Genomic DNA, 18,438 nt, shown 5'->3' with positions numbered 1-18,438 from the left:
TAGCTTCGACGTTATCAACAAGGCGCGGGGCGGGCAAGCCGAGCGGAGCAAAGATTAGGTGAATGCTCCACTTGACTGAATCGCGCCGGTTTTAGATCTTTTCAAAGCGCACAAAGCAAAACGCCAACCTCACGGTTGGCGTTTTGCGCGGACATTGCTTGGTTGCGGGGGCAGGATTTGAACCTACGACCTTTGGGTTATGAGCCCAACGAGCTACCAGACTGCTCCACCCCGCGACTGATCGTTGACACAAGCCGACTTTCTGGTCCATCGGCTTGATTGAATTTTGGTTGCGGGGGCAGGATTTGAACCTACGACCTTTGGGTTATGAGCCCAACGAGCTACCAGACTGCTCCACCCCGCGACTGAAGCTAGCAGTATAGCGCACTTTTATGCAAAGCATTAGATGCCGGCCGCATTTAGTGAAGAAAGAAAGTGTTCGGCATTCTGGAAGCCAATCACGCGCACGCCCGCCTGTTCCTGGCCCTGGGCGTCAAAGAAAATGATGCCGGGCGGGCCGAAGAGCTTGAAACGCTTGAGCAGCTCGCGGTCGGCCGGACTATTGGCCGTCACATCGGCCTTCAGCAGCAAGGTGCCGGCCAGGCGCTGGCGCACGGCCGGGTCACTGAAGGTGAAGCGCTCCATCTCCTTGCAGGACACGCACCAGTCGGCATAAAAATCCAGCATCACCGGACGGCCGGCCTTGGCCACGGCCTCGTCCAGCTCGGCCACGCTGTGGACCTTTTGGAAGCGCAACTCGCCACCTGCCGCCAAGGTCTTGGCCTCCACCCGGCCCAGGCCGGCCAGAGGCTTGAGGGTATCAGTGCCACCCGCAGCGGCGCCCACCAACTGCAGCAGGCCGTAAACCATGGCGATCACCGCCACCGTCTTGCGCAACCAGGTGCGCGGGCGATGGACCGCATGGGCGGGCTGGAAGATGCCCAGCATGGCCGAGCTGCCGATCAGCAATGCCCCCCACAGGGCTTGCGCCAACGCGGGTGCCAACACGGGCTGCACGGTCCACAGGGCCACGGCCAGCAAAAGCATGCCGAAGAAATGCTTGACGCCGTCCATCCAGGCGCCGGCACGGGGCAGCAAGCTGCCCGCCGAGGCACCCAGCAAAAGTAAGGGCACGCTCATACCGCAAGCCAGGGCAAACAGCGCACTACCGCCCAGCAGCACATCGCGGGTTTGGCTCAGGTATAGCAGGGCGCCGGCCAGGGGCGCGGCCACGCAAGGGCTGACAATCAAGGCGGACACGCCGCCCATCACAAACACGCCGAAGAATCGGCCGGCGGGCAGGCGCTGCGAGGCTTGCGACAAGCCTCCCGTCAGACCGGCAGGAAGTTGCAACTCGTAGGCGCCGAACATGGACAAGGAGAACAGCACCAAGGCCGCCGCGAAGGCGGCCAGCACCCAAGGCTTTTGCAGCGTGGCGGCCAGGCCTTCACCGGCCAGGCCGGCCGCCACGCCCAGGGCGGTATAGACCAGGGCCATGCCCAGGGAGTAGCTGATGGCCAGGAGCAGCCCGCGGCTGCGCGTCGTCTTGCCCCCCGATCCCACGATGATGGAGGACAGAATGGGCAACATGGGCAGCACGCAAGGCGTCAGCGACAACAGCAGGCCGGCGACAAAGAACACCCCCACAACCGTCCAGAAGCGGCCCGATTGCAGGGCTGCATCGAGTCGACTGGATTCGGATGCAGGCAGGGTTTGATTGCCATCTGCCTTCGCAGCGGGCTCGGGCGTTGCCGGGGGAGTGCTTTGCTCCGCTGCTGAGCTCAACGCGCCGGTAATGGCATCACCGCCCTCGATCCGCTTGACCTGACCATCGCCGCCAAAATCGGCCAGGCTGAGTTCGAAATGCGCGGTCATCGGCGGATAGCACAAGCCCTTGTCGGCACAGCCCTGGCCCGTCACCGCCAGCTTGAACTTGCCATTGGCCTGGGTCACCGGTACCGGCACATTCAAAGCCTCACGATAGACCTCGACGGTCTTCTGAAAGGTCTCGTCGAACTTGGTCTTGCCCGCGGGCAGCGCAGGCTCCCCCATGGTGGCGCCGGTGGCCTCGAGCTTGAACTGCTCGCGGTACATATAGTAGCCAGGCGCAATCTCGAAATTGATGGCGACCTTGTGACCGTCCAGCGCCTTGACGCTCAGCTTGAAGGCCTGCTCGGGCTCCAAGAAATCGTCGGCCTGGGCCCAGCCGGCCAAACCCAATAGGGGCAGAAGGCCCAAAATGCCCATCAGGGCCAGCGTCTTGAACTTGTGAAATTGGAGAGTCATGGAGCGGGCTCTGCGCTAGAAACAGGCGTGGAGCTATAGGCGTGAGGTTTGGGCCGAGAGCTTAAACGGATTCCGCCCAGTTTTGACGTGCACAAAGTTATCGCCCTTGCGCCGCTCGCCCAAATTATTGGACCGAGAGCCAAGCGAGCAAAAAAAAAGGCCAGCGAAACGCTGGCCTTTCATATCAACCCATCCGGCCTGCAGCATGAGCTGTCGACCTCAGAGTTCTATTTCTTATTCGGCGGCAACGCCTTCGGTCTCGCCTTCGGCGCGATCCACCAGTTCAACATAGGCCATGGGCGCGTTGTCGCCAACACGGAAGCCCATCTTCAGGATGCGGGTGTAGCCGCCGGGACGAGCCTTGAAACGGGGGCCCAGCTCGTTAAAGAGCTTGGTGACCATATCGCGATCGCGCAGACGGTCGAAAGCCAGGCGGCGGTTTGCCAGCGTGGGTTCCTTGGCCAGGGTGATCAGGGGCTCGACAACGCGGCGCAGTTCCTTGGCCTTGGGCAGCGTGGTCTTGATGGCTTCGTGTTGCAGCAGCGAGTTGCACATATTGCGCAACATTGCTTTGCGGTGCTCGCTCGTGCGGTTGAGCTTACGGAGGCCGTTACGGTGACGCATGGTGCTTATCCTTTCCTTGATTAATCGCCAGCAGCCGTATCAGGTACTGCCGGGTGCACCGGATCAGGCTTGTCAGGGCCTGATCCACTTTCTTCTCTTACTTCTTCACTACAAATTCAATGCAGGAACAGACGTTGAACGATCAACGCTTGTCCAAACCTTGCGGAGGCCAGTTTTCCAGGCGTGCGCCCAGAGTCAGGCCGCGCGAAGCCAGCACTTCCTTGATTTCATTGAGCGACTTGCGACCCAGATTCGGGGTCTTCAGCAGCTCGGTCTCGGTACGCTGGATCAGGTCGCCGATGTAATAGATGTTCTCTGCCTTCAGGCAGTTGGCCGACCTAACGGTCAACTCAAGCTCATCCACAGGACGCAGCAGGATCGGGTCGAAGCTGCTAGAGCGTTGTGCGGGCTGGTCGAAGGCATCGACCAGGTCGGTACCTTGCAGCTGTGCAAACACGGCCAGTTGTTCAACCAGGATCTTGGCCGAAGCACGGATCGCTTCCTCGGGCGAAATAGCGCCGTTGGTTTCGATTTCCATGACCAGCTTGTCCAGATCGGTACGCTGCTCAACGCGGGCGTTCTCGACGGCGTAGCTGACGCGACGCACGGGCGAGAAGGAGGCGTCCAGAACGATGCGGCCAATCGACTTGGTCGGCTCATCGCCGTAGCGGCGCATCGTGCCGGGCACATAGCCACGGCCCTTTTCAACCTTGATCTGCATGTCCAGCTTGCCGCCTTGCGACAGATGGGCGATGACGTGCTCGGGGTTGATGATCTCGACGTCATGCGGCGTCTGGATGTCGGCAGCCGTCACCGGGCCTTCACCTTCCTTGCGCAGGACCAGGGTCACTTCTTCACGATTGTGCAGACGGAACACCACGCCCTTGAGATTCAACATGATGTGAACCACGTCTTCTTGCACGCCATCGATGGCCGAGTACTCGTGCAAGACGCCGGCAATGGTCACTTCCGTCGGCGCATAACCCACCATCGAAGACAGCAGCACACGGCGCAGGGCATTGCCCAGCGTGTGACCATAGCCGCGTTCGAACGGTTCCAGCGTTACCTTCGCGCGATGACCGCCGAGGGGCTCCACATTGATGGATTTGGGTTTGAGCAGATTGGTTTGCATGAGGTCTTTCTTTCAATACCCTCGGTTCGTTACACCGATAAGGCTGAGGGACCAACCGGGCAGAGCCGCAGGGTGGCCTAGCCCAGACGAGGGAACGCCGACAGAGCCCTTGAACTTTCGTTTTTGGGCGCCGCCGGCAACAGCGAAACGATTAACGCGAGTACAACTCAACGATCAGCGATTCGTTGATCTCAGCACCGAACTCATCACGGTCGGGTGCCTTCTTGAACACACCTTCCAGCTTGGTGGCGTCAACTGCAACCCAAGCCGGCAGGCCGATAGACTCGGCCAGCTTCAGTGCTTCGGTGACGCGCAGCTGCTTCTTGGCCTTTTCACGAACGGCAACGGTGTCGCCGGCCTTGACCGAGTAAGAAGCGATGTTGACGACTTCACCGTTCACGGTGATGCCCTTGTGCGACACGAGCTGGCGTGCTTCAGCACGGGTCGAACCGAAGCCCATGCGATAGACGACGTTGTCCAGACGCGATTCCAGCAGCGACAGCAAGTTGCTGCCGGTCGAGCCCTTGCGGCGCTCGGCTTCAGCGAAGTAGCGACGGAACTGACGCTCCAACACGCCGTACATGCGCTTGACCTTCTGCTTTTCACGCAGTTGCAGACCGAAGTCGGAGGTGCGCTGACCCGAGGTGCGGCCGTGCTGGCCGGGCTTGGAGTCGAACTTGGCCTTGTCGCTGATCGGGCGACGAGCGCTCTTCAGGAACAGATCGGTGCCTTCACGGCGGGAAAGTTTGGCCTTGGGGCCGAGATAACGTGCCACTTTGCGTGTCCTTGTTCAATCTGACGCACTCCCGCCTGGCCTTGAAAAGCTGGCAAGAAATACGCGAGTCCGGCCTGTGTTTTTATCGGCTCGGACGGTGGTCTTAAAAACTCAGCGATCTGCGGATCCGTGACCCCAAAAAACTGATCACAGCTCAAACAGAGCAACAAAGCTTCAACGAAACGGCCGGCGCGGCACTTGCGTGCCCGCCGGCGCGGGAAAAACAGCGATTATCGCATCTTTCGCATCAAAGGGACAAGGCCCTTAGATACGACGACGCTTTTGCGGACGGCAGCCGTTGTGCGGCACGGGCGTCACATCGGAGATCGAGTTGATCCGGATGCCCAGTGCGCCCAGGGCGCGGACCGAGGACTCACGACCCGGGCCGGGGCCCTTGATCTTGACGTCCAGGTTCTTGATACCCTGATCTTGAGCGGCACGGCCGGCCACTTCAGCAGCGACCTGCGCAGCAAAAGGCGTCGACTTGCGCGAGCCCTTGAAGCCTTGTCCGCCGCTGGAAGCCCAGGACAGAGCGCCGCCTTGGCGATCGGTGATCGTGATGATCGTGTTATTGAACGACGCGTGAACGTGTGCAATGCCGTCGGCGACGTTCTTGCGAACCTTCTTGCGAACGCGCTGCGCAGCCGAGTTATTGGGTGCTTTTGCCATCTTGACCTTCTTTCAATGCTTAGCGCAGATCACTTCTTGCCCGTAGCGGCCGACTTGCGCGGGCCCTTACGAGTGCGAGCGTTCGTGCGGGTGCGCTGACCGCGCATCGGCAGACCGCGGCGATGACGGAAGCCGCGGTAGCAACCGAGGTCCATCAAGCGCTTGATGTTGATCGACATCTCGCGGCGCAGATCGCCTTCGATGGTCATGCGGCCCACTTCGTCACGGATCTTTTCCAGATCAGCGTCGGTGAGGTCCTTGACCTTCTTGTCGAACGGGATACCGCAAGTCGTGCAGATCTTCTGGGCGGTCGTACGGCCAATGCCGTAGATCGAGGTCAGACCGATCTCAGTGTGCTTTTGCGGCGGAATATTAATACCAGCAATACGTGCCATTTGCGTCCTCTAATTCGCTCGTGTCGTGCAGCAATCAGCCTTGACGCTGTTTGTGGCGCGGATCGGTACAGATCACACGCACCACGCCCTTGCGACGGATGATCTTGCAATTGCGGCACATCTGCTTGACGGATGCCGAAACTTTCATGGTCTGCTCCTTGACCTACTCAAAAGCGCTCACAGCGCATAACCGGGGAAAAGATAAGCTCACTTCGCCCGGAACACGATGCGAGCACGACTCAAATCGTACGGGGTTAGTTCTACGGTGACCTTGTCACCGGGCAGGATACGGATGTAATGCATACGCATCTTGCCCGAGATGTGGCCGAGAACGACATGCCCGTTCTCCAGCTTCACACGAAACGTAGCATTAGGAAGATTCTCAAGAATCTCGCCTTGCATCTGAATGACGTCGTCTTTCGCCATGCCTTCGTTTCTGTTCTGATGGATTTTGGTTAAACGTTGACTCAGCTTTTCAGCTGGCCTTGAAATTCGACTTCTTCAGCAGAGATTCGTACTGCTGACTCATCACGTAAGACTGCACTTGAGCCCAGAAGTCCATGGTGACCACAACAATGATCAGCAAGGAGGTGCCACCGAAATAGAAAGGCACGTTGTACTTCAAGGTCAAGAACTCAGGCAACAAGCACACACCGGTAATGTAGATGGCGCCGGCCAGAGTCAAACGGGACAGGATCTTGTCAATATGCTTCGCAGTTTGCTCACCCGGGCGAATGCCTGGAATGAACGCGCCACTCTTCTTCAGGTTGTCTGCAGTCTCGCGGCTGTTGAACACCAGAGCCGTGTAGAAGAAGCAGAAGAACACGATGGCAGAAGCGTACAGGAGCACATAAATGGGCTGGCCTGGATGCAACATATCTGCGATGTTCTTCAACCAACGCATGCTGTCACCGGTTGCGAACCAACTCACCATGGTGGTTGGCAGCAGGATGATCGACGATGCGAAGATCGGCGGGATCACGCCCGACATGTTCAGCTTCAGCGGCAGGTGCGAGCTCTGACCACCGTAGACCTTGTTCCCCACCTGGCGCTTGGCGTAATTCACCAAGATCTTGCGCTGACCGCGCTCGACAAACACCACCAGATACGTCACCGCGACCACAACAGCCACAATGAACAGCGAAGACACAGGACCCATGGCGCCGGTCTGCACCAGGCCCAACAAACCACCAATCGCGCCCGGCAAACCTGCGGCGATGCCGCCAAAGATCAGGATCGAAATCCCGTTGCCCAAGCCACGCTCGGTAATCTGCTCACCCAGCCACATCAGGAACATCGTGCCGGCAACCAGACTGGAGACTGCGGTAAGGCGGAATCCAAATCCGGGGCTGATCACCAGACCAGCCGAGCTTTCCAGCGCCAGAGCGATGCTCAGCGATTGGAAAATTGCCAGGCCCAAAGTGCCGTAGCGCGTGTACTGCGTAATCTTGCGACGCCCTGCTTCGCCTTCCTTCTTCAGCGCTTCCAAAGCCGGCACCACATACGTCATCAACTGAATGACGATGGAAGCCGAGATATAGGGCGTGATGCCCAGCGCGAAGACGGTAAAGCGCGACAGCGCACCGCCCGAAAACATATTGAACAGGGACAGGATGCCACCTTCCTGACCCTTGAAGAACTGCTTCAGCTGGCCAGGATCGATACCGGGCACGGGGATATGCGCCCCGATGCGGTAAACGACGAGCGCCAGCAGAAGAAACACAAGGCGGCGACGCAAGTCGCCGAACTTGCCGCTCTTGGCCAGTTGGTTTGCGTTGGTAGCCACTGTGCCCCGTTCCGTTCTACTTAGATGATGGAGCCGCCAGCGGCTTCGATCGCAGCCTTGGCGCCGGCCGTCGCGGACACGCCCTTCAGCGTGACCTTGCGGCTGATGGCGCCAGACAGAATGACCTTGGCATTGCGGGCCAGCTCAGGCACCAGACCCACGGCCTTCAGCGTCAGCAGGTCGATCTCATCGGCCACCAATGCTTGCAGGTCGTCGAGATTGATCTCGGCGTTGAACTTCAGCGTGGTCGACTTGAAGCCGCGCTTGGGCAGACGGCGCTGCAGAGGCATTTGACCGCCTTCGAAGCCCACCTTGTGGTAGCCGCCAGCACGCGACTTTTGACCCTTGTGACCGCGGCCGCAGGTCTTGCCCAGACCGGAGCCGATGCCACGGCCCACGCGGCGCTTAGCATGCTTGGCGCCAGCTGCGGGTTGAATGGTATTGAGTTGCATCTTCTTGTCCTCAGTTCGTGACGGCGCTTAGAGCACCTGCACGAGGTAGGCGATCTTATTGATCATGCCGCGAACCGCAGGCGTGTCTTCCAACACGCTGGTGCTGTTCAGCTTGCGCAAGCCAAGGCCAACCACGGTGGCACGGTGCGAAGCACGGGTGCCGATGGGGCTGCGAACCAGCTTGACAGTTACAGTTTTCTTGTCAGACATGTGTCTCTCCAGTACAGCCGATTCAGCCGAGAATTTCTTCGACCGACTTGCCGCGCTTGGCTGCGACTTCCGTCGCCGTCGTGGAACGCTTCAGCGCATCCAGGGTGGCACGAACCATGTTGTACGGGTTGGTCGAACCGTGGCTCTTGGTCACGATGTCGGTCACGCCCATCACTTCGAAGACCGCACGCATCGGGCCACCGGCGATGACGCCGGTACCAGACGAAGCGGGCACCATCATCACGCGGGACGCGCCGTGCTCGCCCACCACATTGTGGTGAATCGAACCGTTGCGCAGATCGACCTTGAACATATTACGGCGAGCGGATTCCATCGCCTTTTGCACGGCGACGGGAACTTCCTTCGCCTTGCCCTTGCCCATGCCGATACGACCAGCGCCATCACCGACCACCGTCAGAGCTGCGAAAGACAGCGTACGGCCGCCCTTCACAACTTTGGTGACGCGGTTGATCGCGATCATCTTTTCCTTCAGGCCGTCGTCATTGCCTTCGGTCTGAACGCGGGGTTGAAACTTTGCCATTTCGAATTCCTTTTTGCGTCAGAACTGCAGGCCGGCTTCACGGGCTGCTTCGGCCAAGGCCTTGATACGGCCGTGGTAAGCAAAGCCTGCGCGGTCGAATGCAACCTTTTCCACGCCAACAGCCTTGGCCTTCTCGGCGATCAGCTTGCCAATCAGGGTAGCGGCAGCGACGTTGCCGCCCTTGCCCGAACCACCGAGTTGGGCGCGGACGGCCTTCTCGGCCGTCGAAGCGCTGGCCAGCACACGGGTGCCATCGTCGGAAATGACGGAGGCGTAAATGTGCAGGTTGGAGCGGAACACCGTCAAACGCACAACGCGCTGGATGGCGATGCGAGCACGGGTCTGACGCGAGCGACGGATGCGCTGTTCTTTTTTGGTCAACATTGCGCTGCTCCTTACTTCTTCTTGGTCTCTTTGAGAGAGACCTTCTCGTCGGAATAGCGGATGCCCTTGCCCTTATAAGGCTCGGGCGGACGGAAGGCGCGCACTTCGGCAGCAACCTGGCCGACCACTTGGGCGTCCGCGCCCTTGATCAGAATTTCGGTCTGGGTCGGGCACTCAACCTTGATGCCAGCCGGCATGTCTTTCACCACGGGGTGAGAGAAACCGATCTGCAGATTGAGCTTCTGACCTTGAGCCTGGGCACGGAAGCCCACACCAACCAGGTTCAGCTTGCGCTCGAAACCCTTGCTGACGCCGCTGACCATATTGGCAACCAGAGCGCGGGTGGTGCCGCTCATGGCGCCGGCAGCTGCCGACTCGTCGTTAGGAGCGAAGCTCAGCTTGCCGCCTTCGTTCTTGATCGACACCAGGCTGTTGATCGGACGCACCAGCGTGCCGAGCGAGCCCTTGACGCTGATTTGCTCAGCGGTAACGGTAACGTCCACACCTTGCGGGATGGCGACCGGCATTTTTCCAACGCGGGACATCTGTATATCTCCTTGCGCTTAGGCGACGTAGCAGAGCACTTCGCCGCCGATGCCGGCTTGACGTGCTTTGCGGTCCGTCATCACACCTTGCGGCGTGGTGACAATCGCCACACCCAGGCCATTCATGACCTGAGGAATGTCGTGGCGGCCCTTGTAAATGCGCAGGCCGGGACGGCTCACGCGCTCAATGCGCTCGATCACCGGCTTACCGCCGTAATACTTCAGCGAAATCTCCAGCTCAGGGCGGGCGGCTTCGCCACGCACCGCGAAACTGTCGATATAGCCTTCGTCCTTCAGGACCTTGGCGATCGCCACTTTCAACTTCGAGGACGGCATCACGACGCTGACCTTCTCAACGCTCTGGGCGTTGCGAATACGGGTCAGCATGTCGGCGATAGGATCACTCATGCTCATTTGCGATATCTCCTAATCTTCGCCGTTACCAGCTGGCCTTGACGACACCGGGGATGTCGCCCTTGAAGGCCAGCTCGCGAATCTTGTTACGGCCCAAACCGAACTTGCGGAAGGTACCGCGAGGACGTCCAGTCAATGCGCAACGATTGCGCAGACGGGTCGGGTAGGCATTGCGGGGCAGCTTTTGCAGCTCCAGACGAGCAACATAACGCTCTTCGTCAGTCTTCTTGGCATCGTTAGCGATGCCCTTCAGTTCCGCATACTTCTTTGCATACTTGGCTACCAGCGCGTCGCGCTTGAGCTCACGTTGCTTCAGTGATGTTTTTGCCACGGGTCACCTCAGTTCTTGAACGGAAACTTGAATGCAGCCAGCAAGGCCTTGCACTCGTCATCCGTCTTGGCGGAAGTGGTGATGCTGATGTTCAGCCCACGCAGCGCATCCACCTTGTCGTAGTCGATCTCAGGGAAGATGATCTGTTCTTTGACGCCAATGTTGTAGTTACCACGGCCGTCAAACGAACGACCCGAGATACCACGGAAGTCACGCACACGCGGCAGGGCGATGGTGACAAAGCGATCCAGGAATTCGTACATCTGCACACCGCGCAGAGTCACCATGCAGCCGATGGGCACGCCGTCACGAATCTTGAAGCCGGCAATCGCCTTCTTCGACTTCGTCACAACAGGCTTCTGACCTGCAATCTTGGTCAGATCGCCGACGGCGTGATCCATGACCTTCTTGTCGGCAACTGCTTCGCTGACACCCATATTCAGAGTGATCTTGGTGATGCGAGGCACTTCCATGACCGACGTGTAACCAAACTTCTCAGTGAGGCTTGGCACAACTTTTTCGCGATAAAACGCTTGCAAACGAGCCATGTCGAACCCCTTAAGCCTTGATCTCTTCGCCGGTCGACTTGTAGACGCGCACCTTCTTGCCATCGGCGGCGAGCTTGATGCCCACGCGATCGGCCTTGCCGGATGCAGCGTTAAAAATCGCCACGTTGGATTGATGAATAGGCATTGTCTTGTCGACGACGCCGCCAGTCGTACCCTTCATGGGGTTCGGCTTGACGTGCTTCTTGACGACATTCACACCTTCTACAACGATGTGATCGGCATCAATGCGCTGCGCAACGGCGCCGCGCTTGCCCTTGTCGCGACCGGTCAAAACAATGACTTGGTCGCCTGTACGAATCTTGTTCATGGCTTACCTTTGACTGTGACCGAGCTCAGAGAACCTCTGGCGCCAGCGACACGATCTTCATGAAGCGCTCGGTACGCAGTTCACGCGTCACGGGGCCGAAGATACGGGTACCGATGGGCTCCAGCTTGGCATTCAGCAGCACGGCGGCGTTGCCGTCGAACTTCACCAGCGAGCCGTCTTGACGACGAACACCCTTGGCGGTACGAACGACCACAGCGCTGTAAACCTCGCCCTTTTTCACTCGGGCACGAGGAGCAGCCTCTTTGATGCTGACCTTGATGATGTCGCCAATGCCTGCGTACCGACGCTTGGAACCACCAAGCACCTTGATACACATGACGGACTTGGCGCCAGTGTTGTCCGCGACGTCGAGTCGCGATTGCATTTGAATCATGTTATCCCCAACTTTTCCCAAATCATCCAACGCACATCAGCGCATCAAAGTCATCGGTCAGTCTTGGGCCCGTTGACCAAACACAAGACCAGAATTCACTTCCGTGAGGGTCTTGCACTCAGCAGTTGAGGGCGGATCCGAGGCCACGGCGCACCACTTGATGCGCGTTGCGTTCGGCGAAGCTTTAGATTGTGCACTGAACGCACCTCGTGCGTCAAGCACTTTCGCTGAAGTATTTGGGGCGCCGCGGCAATGCACGAAGCCCCCAGGCCTTCACGCCATCAATTGGTTTGCGCTTGCTGCAGCATGGTGGCCGCATCGCTGACTTCGAACTTGGCCGGAGCCTCGATATTCAACGTTTTGACCTGGCCATTCACCAGCAGCATCGAGTAGCGCTGCGAGCGCAGACCCATGCCACGCGAACCCAGGTCCAGCGTCAGGCCGGTGGCCTTGGTGAATTCGGCACTACCATCGGCCAGCATGCGGATCTTGCCGGCGGTTTGCTGCTCGCGGGCCCAGGCGCCCATCACGAATGCGTCGTTGACGGAGACACACCAGATCTCGTCCACGCCCGCCGCGGCCAAGGCTTCGGCCTGGGCCTTGTAGCCGGGCACGTGCTGCGCCGAACAAGTCGGCGTGAAGGCGCCAGGCAGGGCAAAAACAGCGATCTTCTTGCCTGCCACCGCGGCAGCGATATCGACCGCATTCGGGCCCAGCGAGCAGCCATTGCCCTCGACTTCGATGAATTCATACAGCGTGCCGCCAGGCAGCTGATCGCCAACTTTCAACATAAAGAATCCTTGGGTTTGCGCCCACAGCCCGGAAGCGTGCTGCGGTTTCTTGGAGGTAAAAAAAACGGCCGGACGCCAGTATTCCAGCGTTCCGACCGTTTCATGCTGAGTACGGTACAAGACCGTACAAAGCCAACGTCTTCAAAGGCTTATCAGACGACTTCAGCCTTCTCGACCAGGCGGGTCACAACCCAGCTCTTGGTCTTGGACAGAGGACGGCCTTCGGCGATCTCGACCACATCACCCATCTTGTACTCGCCCTTTTCGTCATGGGCGTGGTACTTGCGGGAACGGGCCACGATCTTGCCGTAGAGCTCGTGCTTGGCACGACGCTCGATCAGCACGGTCACCGTCTTGGCGCGCTTGTCGCTGACCACACGACCGATCAAGGTACGTGTGTTCTTTTCTTGAGCTTGCGTCATTTCGCGGCTCCCTTCTTCTTCTCGTTCAAGATGGTCTTGACGCGAGCGATGTCACGGCGCGTGTTGCCCAGAACAGTGTGATTGCTCAACTGTTGAGTGGCTTTTTGCATGCGCAGGCCGAAATGGGCCTTGAGCAGATCGGTCACTTCCTTTTCCAAGGCAGCGACATCCTTGCCACGCAGTTCAGATGCTTTCATGGTGTTCTCCGCTTCAGGTGCCGACCTGGCGCGTCACGAAGGTGCAGCTCAGCGGCAGCTTTGCAGCAGCCAGAGTGAACGCTTCGCGAGCCAGGGCTTCCGGCACACCGTTGATCTCGTAGAGCACCTTGCCAGGCTGAATCTCAGCGACGTAGTACTCTGGGTTGCCCTTGCCGTTACCCATACGGACTTCGGCGGGCTTTTGGGAGATCGGCTTGTCCGGGAAGATGCGGATGAAGATACGACCACCGCGCTTGATGTGGCGCGAGATTGCACGACGTGCAGCTTCGATCTGACGAGCCGTCAAACGGCCGCGCTCGGTTGCCTTCAGGCCGAATTCGCCAAAAGACACCGCAGCACCACGGGTAGCAACACCCGTGTTACGACCCTTTTGCTCCTTGCGATATTTGCGACGAGCTGGTTGCAGCATGTTTATTCTCCTTTGGCCTCGCCGCCAGCGGGAGCGGCCTTGCGGACCACTCGCTTGGGCGCGGGCTGAGCTGCGTCACCGGCGGAGGCCGGCTTGTCGCCACCTTCACCACGCGGGCCACGATCACCACCGGGACGGCCACGGCCGCTCGGTGCGCCAGGACGGGTGTTGCGACGCGGACGACGATCGTCTTCACCAGCTTCGCTCTTGATCACGGGAGCCTCGCCATTGGCAAGACGGTCACCGCGATAGACCCAGACCTTGACACCGATGATGCCGTAGGTCGTGCTGGCTTCAGAGAAGCCGTAGTCGATGTCAGCCTTCAGGGTGTGCAGGGGCACACGGCCTTCGCGGTACCACTCGCAGCGAGCGATTTCGATACCGTTCAGACGACCCGAAGACATGATCTTGATGCCCTGAGCACCCAGGCGCATGGCGTTCTGCATCGCACGCTTCATGGCGCGACGGAACATGATGCGCTTTTCCAGCTGCTGGGTGATCGAGTCGGCGATCAGCTGAGCATCGATTTCGGGCTTACGCACTTCTTCGATGTTCACGGCCACCGGCACGCCCAGACGCTTGGTCAGCTCGGCCTTCAGGTTTTCGATGTCTTCGCCCTTCTTGCCGATCACCACGCCCGGACGTGCCGAGAAGATGGTGATACGAGCGTTCTTGGCAGGACGCTCGATCAGAATGCGCGAAACGGCGGCATTCTTCAGCTTGGTCTTCAGGTAGTCGCGAACCTGCAGATCTTCGGCCAGCATGGTGGCGAAGTTCTTGTTCGACGCGTACCAACGCGAAGCCCAGTTACGGGTGACTGGCAGGCGAAAGCCAGTCGGATGGATTTTCTGTCCCATAGTCTTCCTTCAGCCTTCAGTTGCCGACCGACACGAAGATGTGGCACGTGGGCTTGCTGATGCGGTTGCCACGGCCTTTAGCACGGGCAGAGAAGCGCTTCAGCGTGGCACCTTGTTCCACATAAATAGTGGTGACCTTCAGTTCATCAATATCAGCGCCGTCGTTGTGCTCGGCGTTGGCGATGGCGCTTTCCAGCGCCTTCTTGATGATGACGGCAGCCTTCTTCTGGGTGAATTCCAGGATGTTCAGCGCGTGGTCCACCTTCTTGCCGCGGATCAGGTCCGCCACCAGGCGGCCCTTGTCACACGACAGGCGGACACCGCGAACGATTGCTTTGGTTTCCATCGTTGGCATCCTTACTTCTTCCCAGCCTTCTTGTCGGCCGGATGGCCTTTGAAGGTACGGGTCAGTGCGAATTCACCCAGCTTGTGGCCGACCATCTGGTCCGACACATAAACTGGCACGTGTTGCTTGCCGTTGTGCACCGCGATCGTCAGGCCGATGAATTCGGGCAGGATCGTCGAGCGACGCGACCAAGTCTTGATAGGCTTTTTGTCCTTGTTGGCCACTGCCTTCTCGACCTTGGCCAAGAGGTGATGGTCAATGAACGGGCCCTTCTTCAATGAACGAGTCATGGCCTACCCTTTACTTCTTGCGACGCGAAACGATGAACGTCTGCGTGCGCTTGTTGTTACGAGTGCGGAAGCCCTTCGTGAGGGTGTTCCACGGCGACACAGGCGCCTGGCCCTCGCCGGTACGACCTTCACCACCACCGTGCGGGTGATCCACCGGGTTCATGGCGGTACCACGAACGGTCGGGCGGATACCCTTCCAACGGATGGCACCGGCCTTGCCGTACTGGCGCAGCTGATGCTCTTCGTTCGACACTTCGCCAATCGTGGCGCGGCAATCGATGTGGATGCGACGGACTTCGCCCGAGCGCAGACGCAGCTGAGCGTAAACGCCTTCACGAGCCATCAGCACCACGGACACACCAGCGGAACGAGCGATCTGAGCACCCTTACCCGGCAGCATTTCCACGCAATGGATCGTCGAACCCACGGGAATGTTGCGGATGGGCAAGGTGTTGCCGGCCTTGATCGGGGCTTCCGCACCGCTCAAGATCGTCGAACCGACTTCCAGACCACGCGGAGCGATGATGTAGCGACGCTCGCCGTCGGCATAGCACACCAGAGCGATGTGGGCCGTACGGTTGGGGTCGTACTCGATGCGCTCAACCTTGGCGGGAATGCCGTCCTTGTTGCGCTTGAAGTCGACCACACGGTAGTGGTGCTTGTGACCACCGCCCTTGTGGCGAATCGTGATGTGACCGTTGTTGTTACGGCCAGAATTCTGGATTTGCGGCTCAAGCAAAGCTGCATGGGGCGCGCCCTTGTGCAGATGCGAGTGCACCACCTTCACAACGGCACGACGGCCGGGTGACGTTGGCTTGACTTTAACGACGGCCATTACGCAGCCTCCCCGGAGAAGTTGAGCTCTTGGCCCGCCTTCAGCGACACGTACGCCTTCTTGACGTGATCGCGACGACCGAAGGAACGACCAAAGCGCTTGACCTTGCCCTTGACCTGAACAACGTTCACAGCCTCAACCTCGACCTTGAACATCAGTTCAACAGCGGCCTTGATTTCGGGCTTGGTGGCGTCGCGCAAGACCTTGAACAACACTTGGTTGTGCTTTTCGGCAACTGCCGTGGCCTTTTCGGACACGATAGGCGCCAACAGCACCGAGGCCAGACGGCCTTCTGAATATTTAGGGGCGCTCATGCCAGCATCTCCTGGAGTTGCTCCATTGCGGCCTTGGTCACCAGCACCTTCTTGTAGAAGACCAGCGACAGCGGATCAGCGTAGCGCGGCTCGCAAACCAGCACATTGGCCAGATTGCGCGATGCCAGCGCCAGGTTGTCGTCCACTTGGTCGGCGATCAACATCACCGACTCCAGACCCATGGCTTTGAACTTGGCAGCCAGCAGCTTGGTCTTGGGGGCTTCCAAAGAGATGGAATCCACCACGGCCAGGCGGCCTTCGCGAGCCAGCTGCGACAAGATGGCGGCCATACCGGCGCGATACATCTTCTTGTTCAGCTTGTGCGTGAAGTTCTCATCCGGCATGTTCGGGAAAATCCGACCGCCCCCGCGCCACAGCGGCGAAGACGTCATACCGGCACGTGCACGACCCGTTCCCTTTTGACGGAAAGGCTTCTTGGTCGAGTGCTTGACTTGTTCGCGATCCTTCTGGGCGCGAGTGCCTTGGCGGGCGTTGGCCTGGAAGGCCACGACCACCTGGTGCACCAGGGCTTCGTTGTAATCGCGAGCAAACAGCGTATCAGGAGCGTCCACCTTGGCAGTGGCCTGACCTTGCTCATTCAGGAGCTCGAGCTGCATCAGTTGGCTCCCTTCTTGACCTTGACCTTGACTGCGGGACGCACGACCACGTGGCCGTTCTTGGCGCCCGGAACAGCACCGCGAACCAGCAGCAGCTGACGAGCTTCGTCAACGCGCACGATGTCCAGGTTCTGCACGCTCACAGTCACGTCACCCAGGTGACCCGACATCTTCTTGCCAGGAAACACACGACCGGGATCCTGGGCCATCGAGATGGAACCAGGCACATTGTGCGAACGACTGTTACCGTGGGACGCACGCTGCGACGCGAAGTTATGACGCTTGATGGTGCCCTCGAAGCCCTTACCGATGGAGGTGCCCTGCACATCCACCAGCTGACCCGCTGCAAACAGCGAGACCGGCACTTGCGCGCCCAGCTTGTATTCGGCGGCGACTTCAGCGGCAACGCGGAATTCGCTCATCACACGACCGGCTTCAACACCTGCCTTGGCGAGGTGGCCGGCTTCCGGCTTGGTCACGCGCGATGCTTTGCGCGAACCGAACACCACCTGAATGGCGGTGTAGCCGTCGTTTTCTACGGTCTTGATCTGGGACACGCGGTTGTCGGACACATCGAGCACCGTCACAGGCACGGCATCGCCGTCGTCCGTGAAGATGCGCATCATGCCCACCTTGCGACCCAGCAATCCGAGACGATTGCTTAGACTCATGGTTTTCTCCAGCCCCACAGGATTTCCCTGGAAGCCATTTACAAACACCCGACAACGATTGGCCGGGGCGACCTCGACACCGGAAATTCCACCTCGAACCCAGGCCTGCACCCGACTCCTCAGCTTCTTACCGATGCGAAAAATCCCGCACTGGAATAGACCAACGCGGGAAAGCTTGCGAGTATAGCGTGCACCAGGGCTTTTACGCAAGCGCAAGCCGAGACTGCAAGAAAAAAGGGCAACCTTTCGGCTACCCTTGTCGCTTATGGCTCTTTCGAGCAGTCAGCGGATGAGAACTCTTTCAACGACGAAATCGGTGCGAGGGCCTCATCGTGTTGCGTTTACTGCAACTTGATTTCGACGTCCACGCCGGCCGGCAGGTCCAGCTTCATCAGGGCATCAACCGTCTTGTCGGTCGGGTCAACGATGTCCATCAGACGCTGGTGGGTACGGATTTCGAACTGGTCGCGCGAGGTCTTGTTGACGTGCGGCGAACGCAGAATGTCGAAACGCTGCATACGGGTCGGCAGGGGCACGGGGCCCTTGACGATCGCGCCGGTGCGCTTGGCGGTTTCAACGATTTCCGCGGCCGATTGGTCGATCAGCTTGTAATCAAATGCCTTCAGGCGGATGCGGATCTTTTGCTTTTGCATGACGATTCCTTCAAAGAACGAGCGGCTCGACCAAAGGCCGGTTGCCGCGAGGTTGGTGAAGCCTGACCACCGATGATTCAGCAGCCAGACTGGTCACGCAAAAGACTTAGGCCAGGATGGTAGCAACCACGCCGGAGCCGACGGTACGGCCACCTTCGCGGATAGCGAAGCGCAGACCGGTTTCCATGGCGATCGGAGCGA

At 59.2% G+C, this 18,438-nt stretch carries 31 protein-coding genes, 2 tRNA genes and 1 pseudogene; all 34 read right to left on the bottom strand.

Annotation, left to right across the window (positions count from 1 at the left end; all coding sequences use genetic code 11):
- Positions 1–159: 159 nt before the first annotated feature.
- Positions 160–236, bottom strand: a tRNA-Met gene (locus HNP55_RS14870).
- A 51-nt stretch (positions 237–287) separates the two neighbouring features.
- Positions 288–364, bottom strand: a tRNA-Met gene (locus HNP55_RS14865).
- Positions 365–402: 38 nt separating this feature from the next.
- Positions 403–2,286, bottom strand: a complete 1,884-nt coding sequence (gene dsbD / locus HNP55_RS14860; protein ID WP_184300856.1) for a protein-disulfide reductase DsbD — start codon at positions 2,284–2,286, stop codon at positions 403–405.
- A gap of 234 nt (positions 2,287–2,520) precedes the next feature.
- A complete protein-coding gene (gene rplQ, locus HNP55_RS14855) occupies positions 2,521–2,910 on the bottom strand; it encodes a 50S ribosomal protein L17 (protein ID WP_184300853.1) in 390 nt (129 codons plus the stop codon).
- A 142-nt stretch (positions 2,911–3,052) separates the two neighbouring features.
- Complete coding sequence (locus HNP55_RS14850) at positions 3,053–4,042, bottom strand: DNA-directed RNA polymerase subunit alpha (RefSeq protein ID WP_124448780.1); 990 nt, start codon at positions 4,040–4,042, stop codon at positions 3,053–3,055.
- A gap of 151 nt (positions 4,043–4,193) precedes the next feature.
- The gene (rpsD, locus tag HNP55_RS14845) at positions 4,194–4,817 is read right to left on the bottom strand and encodes a 30S ribosomal protein S4 (RefSeq protein ID WP_184300850.1); all 624 of its coding nucleotides are present in this window, start codon (positions 4,815–4,817) and stop codon (positions 4,194–4,196) included.
- A gap of 264 nt (positions 4,818–5,081) precedes the next feature.
- On the bottom strand, positions 5,082–5,486 hold the full coding sequence (gene rpsK / locus HNP55_RS14840; RefSeq protein WP_058721926.1) for a 30S ribosomal protein S11: 405 nt from the start codon (positions 5,484–5,486) through the stop codon (positions 5,082–5,084).
- A gap of 29 nt (positions 5,487–5,515) precedes the next feature.
- Entirely contained in the window at positions 5,516–5,881 is a 366-nt protein-coding gene (rpsM, locus tag HNP55_RS14835) for a 30S ribosomal protein S13 (RefSeq protein WP_124448784.1), read from the bottom strand.
- Positions 5,882–5,915: 34 nt separating this feature from the next.
- Positions 5,916–6,029: a 50S ribosomal protein L36 gene (gene rpmJ / locus HNP55_RS14830; protein WP_056194202.1), complete on the bottom strand. Its 114-nt coding sequence runs from the start codon at positions 6,027–6,029 to the stop codon at positions 5,916–5,918.
- A 59-nt stretch (positions 6,030–6,088) separates the two neighbouring features.
- Complete coding sequence (gene infA, locus HNP55_RS14825; RefSeq protein ID WP_009855680.1) at positions 6,089–6,307, bottom strand: translation initiation factor IF-1; 219 nt, start codon at positions 6,305–6,307, stop codon at positions 6,089–6,091.
- Between the two features lie 49 nt (positions 6,308–6,356).
- On the bottom strand, positions 6,357–7,667 hold the full coding sequence (gene secY / locus HNP55_RS14820) for a preprotein translocase subunit SecY (protein WP_058721924.1): 1,311 nt from the start codon (positions 7,665–7,667) through the stop codon (positions 6,357–6,359).
- Positions 7,668–7,687: 20 nt separating this feature from the next.
- A complete protein-coding gene (rplO, locus tag HNP55_RS14815; protein ID WP_184300847.1) occupies positions 7,688–8,119 on the bottom strand; it encodes a 50S ribosomal protein L15 in 432 nt (143 codons plus the stop codon).
- Between the two features lie 27 nt (positions 8,120–8,146).
- Positions 8,147–8,329: a 50S ribosomal protein L30 gene (rpmD, locus tag HNP55_RS14810; protein ID WP_102766033.1), complete on the bottom strand. Its 183-nt coding sequence runs from the start codon at positions 8,327–8,329 to the stop codon at positions 8,147–8,149.
- 22 nt (positions 8,330–8,351) lie between these two features.
- The gene (rpsE, locus tag HNP55_RS14805) at positions 8,352–8,870 is read right to left on the bottom strand and encodes a 30S ribosomal protein S5 (RefSeq protein ID WP_184300844.1); all 519 of its coding nucleotides are present in this window, start codon (positions 8,868–8,870) and stop codon (positions 8,352–8,354) included.
- Positions 8,871–8,888: 18 nt separating this feature from the next.
- On the bottom strand, positions 8,889–9,254 hold the full coding sequence (gene rplR / locus HNP55_RS14800) for a 50S ribosomal protein L18 (protein ID WP_184300841.1): 366 nt from the start codon (positions 9,252–9,254) through the stop codon (positions 8,889–8,891).
- Positions 9,255–9,265: 11 nt separating this feature from the next.
- Positions 9,266–9,799, bottom strand: coding sequence for a 50S ribosomal protein L6 (gene rplF, locus HNP55_RS14795; RefSeq protein ID WP_184300838.1), 534 nt, complete (start codon positions 9,797–9,799; stop codon positions 9,266–9,268).
- An 18-nt stretch (positions 9,800–9,817) separates the two neighbouring features.
- The gene (gene rpsH, locus HNP55_RS14790; RefSeq protein WP_058721918.1) at positions 9,818–10,213 is read right to left on the bottom strand and encodes a 30S ribosomal protein S8; all 396 of its coding nucleotides are present in this window, start codon (positions 10,211–10,213) and stop codon (positions 9,818–9,820) included.
- 25 nt (positions 10,214–10,238) lie between these two features.
- Positions 10,239–10,544: a 30S ribosomal protein S14 gene (gene rpsN, locus HNP55_RS14785; RefSeq protein ID WP_184300835.1), complete on the bottom strand. Its 306-nt coding sequence runs from the start codon at positions 10,542–10,544 to the stop codon at positions 10,239–10,241.
- Positions 10,545–10,552: 8 nt separating this feature from the next.
- Positions 10,553–11,092, bottom strand: a complete 540-nt coding sequence (gene rplE, locus HNP55_RS14780) for a 50S ribosomal protein L5 (RefSeq protein ID WP_124448794.1) — start codon at positions 11,090–11,092, stop codon at positions 10,553–10,555.
- Positions 11,093–11,102: 10 nt separating this feature from the next.
- A complete protein-coding gene (rplX, locus tag HNP55_RS14775) occupies positions 11,103–11,420 on the bottom strand; it encodes a 50S ribosomal protein L24 (RefSeq protein ID WP_184300832.1) in 318 nt (105 codons plus the stop codon).
- A 25-nt stretch (positions 11,421–11,445) separates the two neighbouring features.
- Complete coding sequence (rplN, locus tag HNP55_RS14770; protein ID WP_058721914.1) at positions 11,446–11,814, bottom strand: 50S ribosomal protein L14; 369 nt, start codon at positions 11,812–11,814, stop codon at positions 11,446–11,448.
- Between the two features lie 281 nt (positions 11,815–12,095).
- On the bottom strand, positions 12,096–12,605 hold the full coding sequence (locus HNP55_RS14765; protein ID WP_184300829.1) for a peroxiredoxin: 510 nt from the start codon (positions 12,603–12,605) through the stop codon (positions 12,096–12,098).
- 152 nt (positions 12,606–12,757) lie between these two features.
- The gene (rpsQ, locus tag HNP55_RS14760) at positions 12,758–13,027 is read right to left on the bottom strand and encodes a 30S ribosomal protein S17 (protein ID WP_124448800.1); all 270 of its coding nucleotides are present in this window, start codon (positions 13,025–13,027) and stop codon (positions 12,758–12,760) included.
- On the bottom strand, positions 13,024–13,224 hold the full coding sequence (rpmC, locus tag HNP55_RS14755; protein ID WP_058721911.1) for a 50S ribosomal protein L29: 201 nt from the start codon (positions 13,222–13,224) through the stop codon (positions 13,024–13,026). The genes rpsQ and rpmC overlap by 4 nt, the downstream gene beginning before the upstream one ends.
- A gap of 13 nt (positions 13,225–13,237) precedes the next feature.
- A complete protein-coding gene (gene rplP / locus HNP55_RS14750) occupies positions 13,238–13,654 on the bottom strand; it encodes a 50S ribosomal protein L16 (protein ID WP_124448802.1) in 417 nt (138 codons plus the stop codon).
- 2 nt (positions 13,655–13,656) lie between these two features.
- Positions 13,657–14,511, bottom strand: a complete 855-nt coding sequence (gene rpsC, locus HNP55_RS14745) for a 30S ribosomal protein S3 (protein WP_184300826.1) — start codon at positions 14,509–14,511, stop codon at positions 13,657–13,659.
- A 16-nt stretch (positions 14,512–14,527) separates the two neighbouring features.
- The gene (gene rplV, locus HNP55_RS14740; protein WP_058721908.1) at positions 14,528–14,857 is read right to left on the bottom strand and encodes a 50S ribosomal protein L22; all 330 of its coding nucleotides are present in this window, start codon (positions 14,855–14,857) and stop codon (positions 14,528–14,530) included.
- A gap of 11 nt (positions 14,858–14,868) precedes the next feature.
- Positions 14,869–15,147: a 30S ribosomal protein S19 gene (gene rpsS, locus HNP55_RS14735; protein ID WP_058721907.1), complete on the bottom strand. Its 279-nt coding sequence runs from the start codon at positions 15,145–15,147 to the stop codon at positions 14,869–14,871.
- Between the two features lie 10 nt (positions 15,148–15,157).
- Entirely contained in the window at positions 15,158–15,982 is an 825-nt protein-coding gene (rplB, locus tag HNP55_RS14730) for a 50S ribosomal protein L2 (RefSeq protein WP_184300823.1), read from the bottom strand.
- Complete coding sequence (gene rplW / locus HNP55_RS14725) at positions 15,982–16,296, bottom strand: 50S ribosomal protein L23 (RefSeq protein WP_184300820.1); 315 nt, start codon at positions 16,294–16,296, stop codon at positions 15,982–15,984. Before rplW ends, rplB begins: the two co-directional genes overlap by 1 nt.
- Entirely contained in the window at positions 16,293–16,913 is a 621-nt protein-coding gene (rplD, locus tag HNP55_RS14720) for a 50S ribosomal protein L4 (protein WP_124448810.1), read from the bottom strand. The genes rplW and rplD overlap by 4 nt, the downstream gene beginning before the upstream one ends.
- Complete coding sequence (gene rplC, locus HNP55_RS14715; protein ID WP_184300817.1) at positions 16,913–17,584, bottom strand: 50S ribosomal protein L3; 672 nt, start codon at positions 17,582–17,584, stop codon at positions 16,913–16,915. Before rplC ends, rplD begins: the two co-directional genes overlap by 1 nt.
- Positions 17,585–17,925: 341 nt before the next feature.
- Entirely contained in the window at positions 17,926–18,237 is a 312-nt protein-coding gene (rpsJ, locus tag HNP55_RS14710) for a 30S ribosomal protein S10 (RefSeq protein ID WP_058721902.1), read from the bottom strand.
- A 106-nt stretch (positions 18,238–18,343) separates the two neighbouring features.
- Positions 18,344–18,438 (bottom strand): annotated as a pseudogene (locus tag HNP55_RS14705) (elongation factor Tu); the annotation flags it as partial.

It is taken from the genome of Roseateles oligotrophus (assembly GCF_014204525.1).
Classification (GTDB): domain Bacteria; phylum Pseudomonadota; class Gammaproteobacteria; order Burkholderiales; family Burkholderiaceae_C; genus Paucibacter_A; species Paucibacter_A oligotrophus_A.
Note: the sequence above shows the minus strand (reverse complement) of the source record. Positions and strands in the feature narration are given on the sequence as shown.

Excerpts from the sequence above, each read along its gene's own strand:
- infA (WP_009855680.1), bottom strand. The coding sequence starts at position 6,307 with ATGGCGAAAGACGACGTCATTCAGATGCAAGGCGAGATTCTTGAGAAT.
- HNP55_RS14850 (WP_124448780.1), bottom strand. The coding sequence starts at position 4,042 with ATGCAAACCAATCTGCTCAAACCCAAATCCATCAATGTGGAGCCCCTC.
- rplO (WP_184300847.1), bottom strand. The coding sequence starts at position 8,119 with ATGCAACTCAATACCATTCAACCCGCAGCTGGCGCCAAGCATGCTAAG.
- rplV (WP_058721908.1), bottom strand. The coding sequence starts at position 14,857 with ATGGAAACCAAAGCAATCGTTCGCGGTGTCCGCCTGTCGTGTGACAAG.
- rplF (WP_184300838.1), bottom strand. The coding sequence starts at position 9,799 with ATGTCCCGCGTTGGAAAAATGCCGGTCGCCATCCCGCAAGGTGTGGAC.
- rplC (WP_184300817.1), bottom strand. The coding sequence starts at position 17,584 with ATGAGTCTAAGCAATCGTCTCGGATTGCTGGGTCGCAAGGTGGGCATG.
- rpsJ (WP_058721902.1), bottom strand. The coding sequence starts at position 18,237 with ATGCAAAAGCAAAAGATCCGCATCCGCCTGAAGGCATTTGATTACAAG.
- rplP (WP_124448802.1), bottom strand. The coding sequence starts at position 13,654 with ATGCTGCAACCAGCTCGTCGCAAATATCGCAAGGAGCAAAAGGGTCGT.
- rplE (WP_124448794.1), bottom strand. The coding sequence starts at position 11,092 with ATGGCTCGTTTGCAAGCGTTTTATCGCGAAAAAGTTGTGCCAAGCCTC.
- rplD (WP_124448810.1), bottom strand. The coding sequence starts at position 16,913 with ATGCAGCTCGAGCTCCTGAATGAGCAAGGTCAGGCCACTGCCAAGGTG.
- rplN (WP_058721914.1), bottom strand. The coding sequence starts at position 11,814 with ATGATTCAAATGCAATCGCGACTCGACGTCGCGGACAACACTGGCGCC.
- dsbD (WP_184300856.1), bottom strand. The coding sequence starts at position 2,286 with ATGACTCTCCAATTTCACAAGTTCAAGACGCTGGCCCTGATGGGCATT.
- rpsE (WP_184300844.1), bottom strand. The coding sequence starts at position 8,870 with ATGGCAAAGTTTCAACCCCGCGTTCAGACCGAAGGCAATGACGACGGC.
- rpmC (WP_058721911.1), bottom strand. The coding sequence starts at position 13,224 with ATGAAAGCATCTGAACTGCGTGGCAAGGATGTCGCTGCCTTGGAAAAG.
- rplW (WP_184300820.1), bottom strand. The coding sequence starts at position 16,296 with ATGAGCGCCCCTAAATATTCAGAAGGCCGTCTGGCCTCGGTGCTGTTG.
- rpsM (WP_124448784.1), bottom strand. The coding sequence starts at position 5,881 with ATGGCACGTATTGCTGGTATTAATATTCCGCCGCAAAAGCACACTGAG.
- rplQ (WP_184300853.1), bottom strand. The coding sequence starts at position 2,910 with ATGCGTCACCGTAACGGCCTCCGTAAGCTCAACCGCACGAGCGAGCAC.
- rplX (WP_184300832.1), bottom strand. The coding sequence starts at position 11,420 with ATGAACAAGATTCGTACAGGCGACCAAGTCATTGTTTTGACCGGTCGC.
- rpsC (WP_184300826.1), bottom strand. The coding sequence starts at position 14,511 with ATGGGACAGAAAATCCATCCGACTGGCTTTCGCCTGCCAGTCACCCGT.
- rpsH (WP_058721918.1), bottom strand. The coding sequence starts at position 10,213 with ATGAGCATGAGTGATCCTATCGCCGACATGCTGACCCGTATTCGCAAC.
- rpsS (WP_058721907.1), bottom strand. The coding sequence starts at position 15,147 with ATGACTCGTTCATTGAAGAAGGGCCCGTTCATTGACCATCACCTCTTG.
- rpmJ (WP_056194202.1), bottom strand. The coding sequence starts at position 6,029 with ATGAAAGTTTCGGCATCCGTCAAGCAGATGTGCCGCAATTGCAAGATC.
- rpsQ (WP_124448800.1), bottom strand. The coding sequence starts at position 13,027 with ATGACGCAAGCTCAAGAAAAGAACACACGTACCTTGATCGGTCGTGTG.
- rpsK (WP_058721926.1), bottom strand. The coding sequence starts at position 5,486 with ATGGCAAAAGCACCCAATAACTCGGCTGCGCAGCGCGTTCGCAAGAAG.
- rpmD (WP_102766033.1), bottom strand. The coding sequence starts at position 8,329 with ATGTCTGACAAGAAAACTGTAACTGTCAAGCTGGTTCGCAGCCCCATC.
- HNP55_RS14765 (WP_184300829.1), bottom strand. The coding sequence starts at position 12,605 with ATGTTGAAAGTTGGCGATCAGCTGCCTGGCGGCACGCTGTATGAATTC.
- rplB (WP_184300823.1), bottom strand. The coding sequence starts at position 15,982 with ATGGCCGTCGTTAAAGTCAAGCCAACGTCACCCGGCCGTCGTGCCGTT.
- rplR (WP_184300841.1), bottom strand. The coding sequence starts at position 9,254 with ATGTTGACCAAAAAAGAACAGCGCATCCGTCGCTCGCGTCAGACCCGT.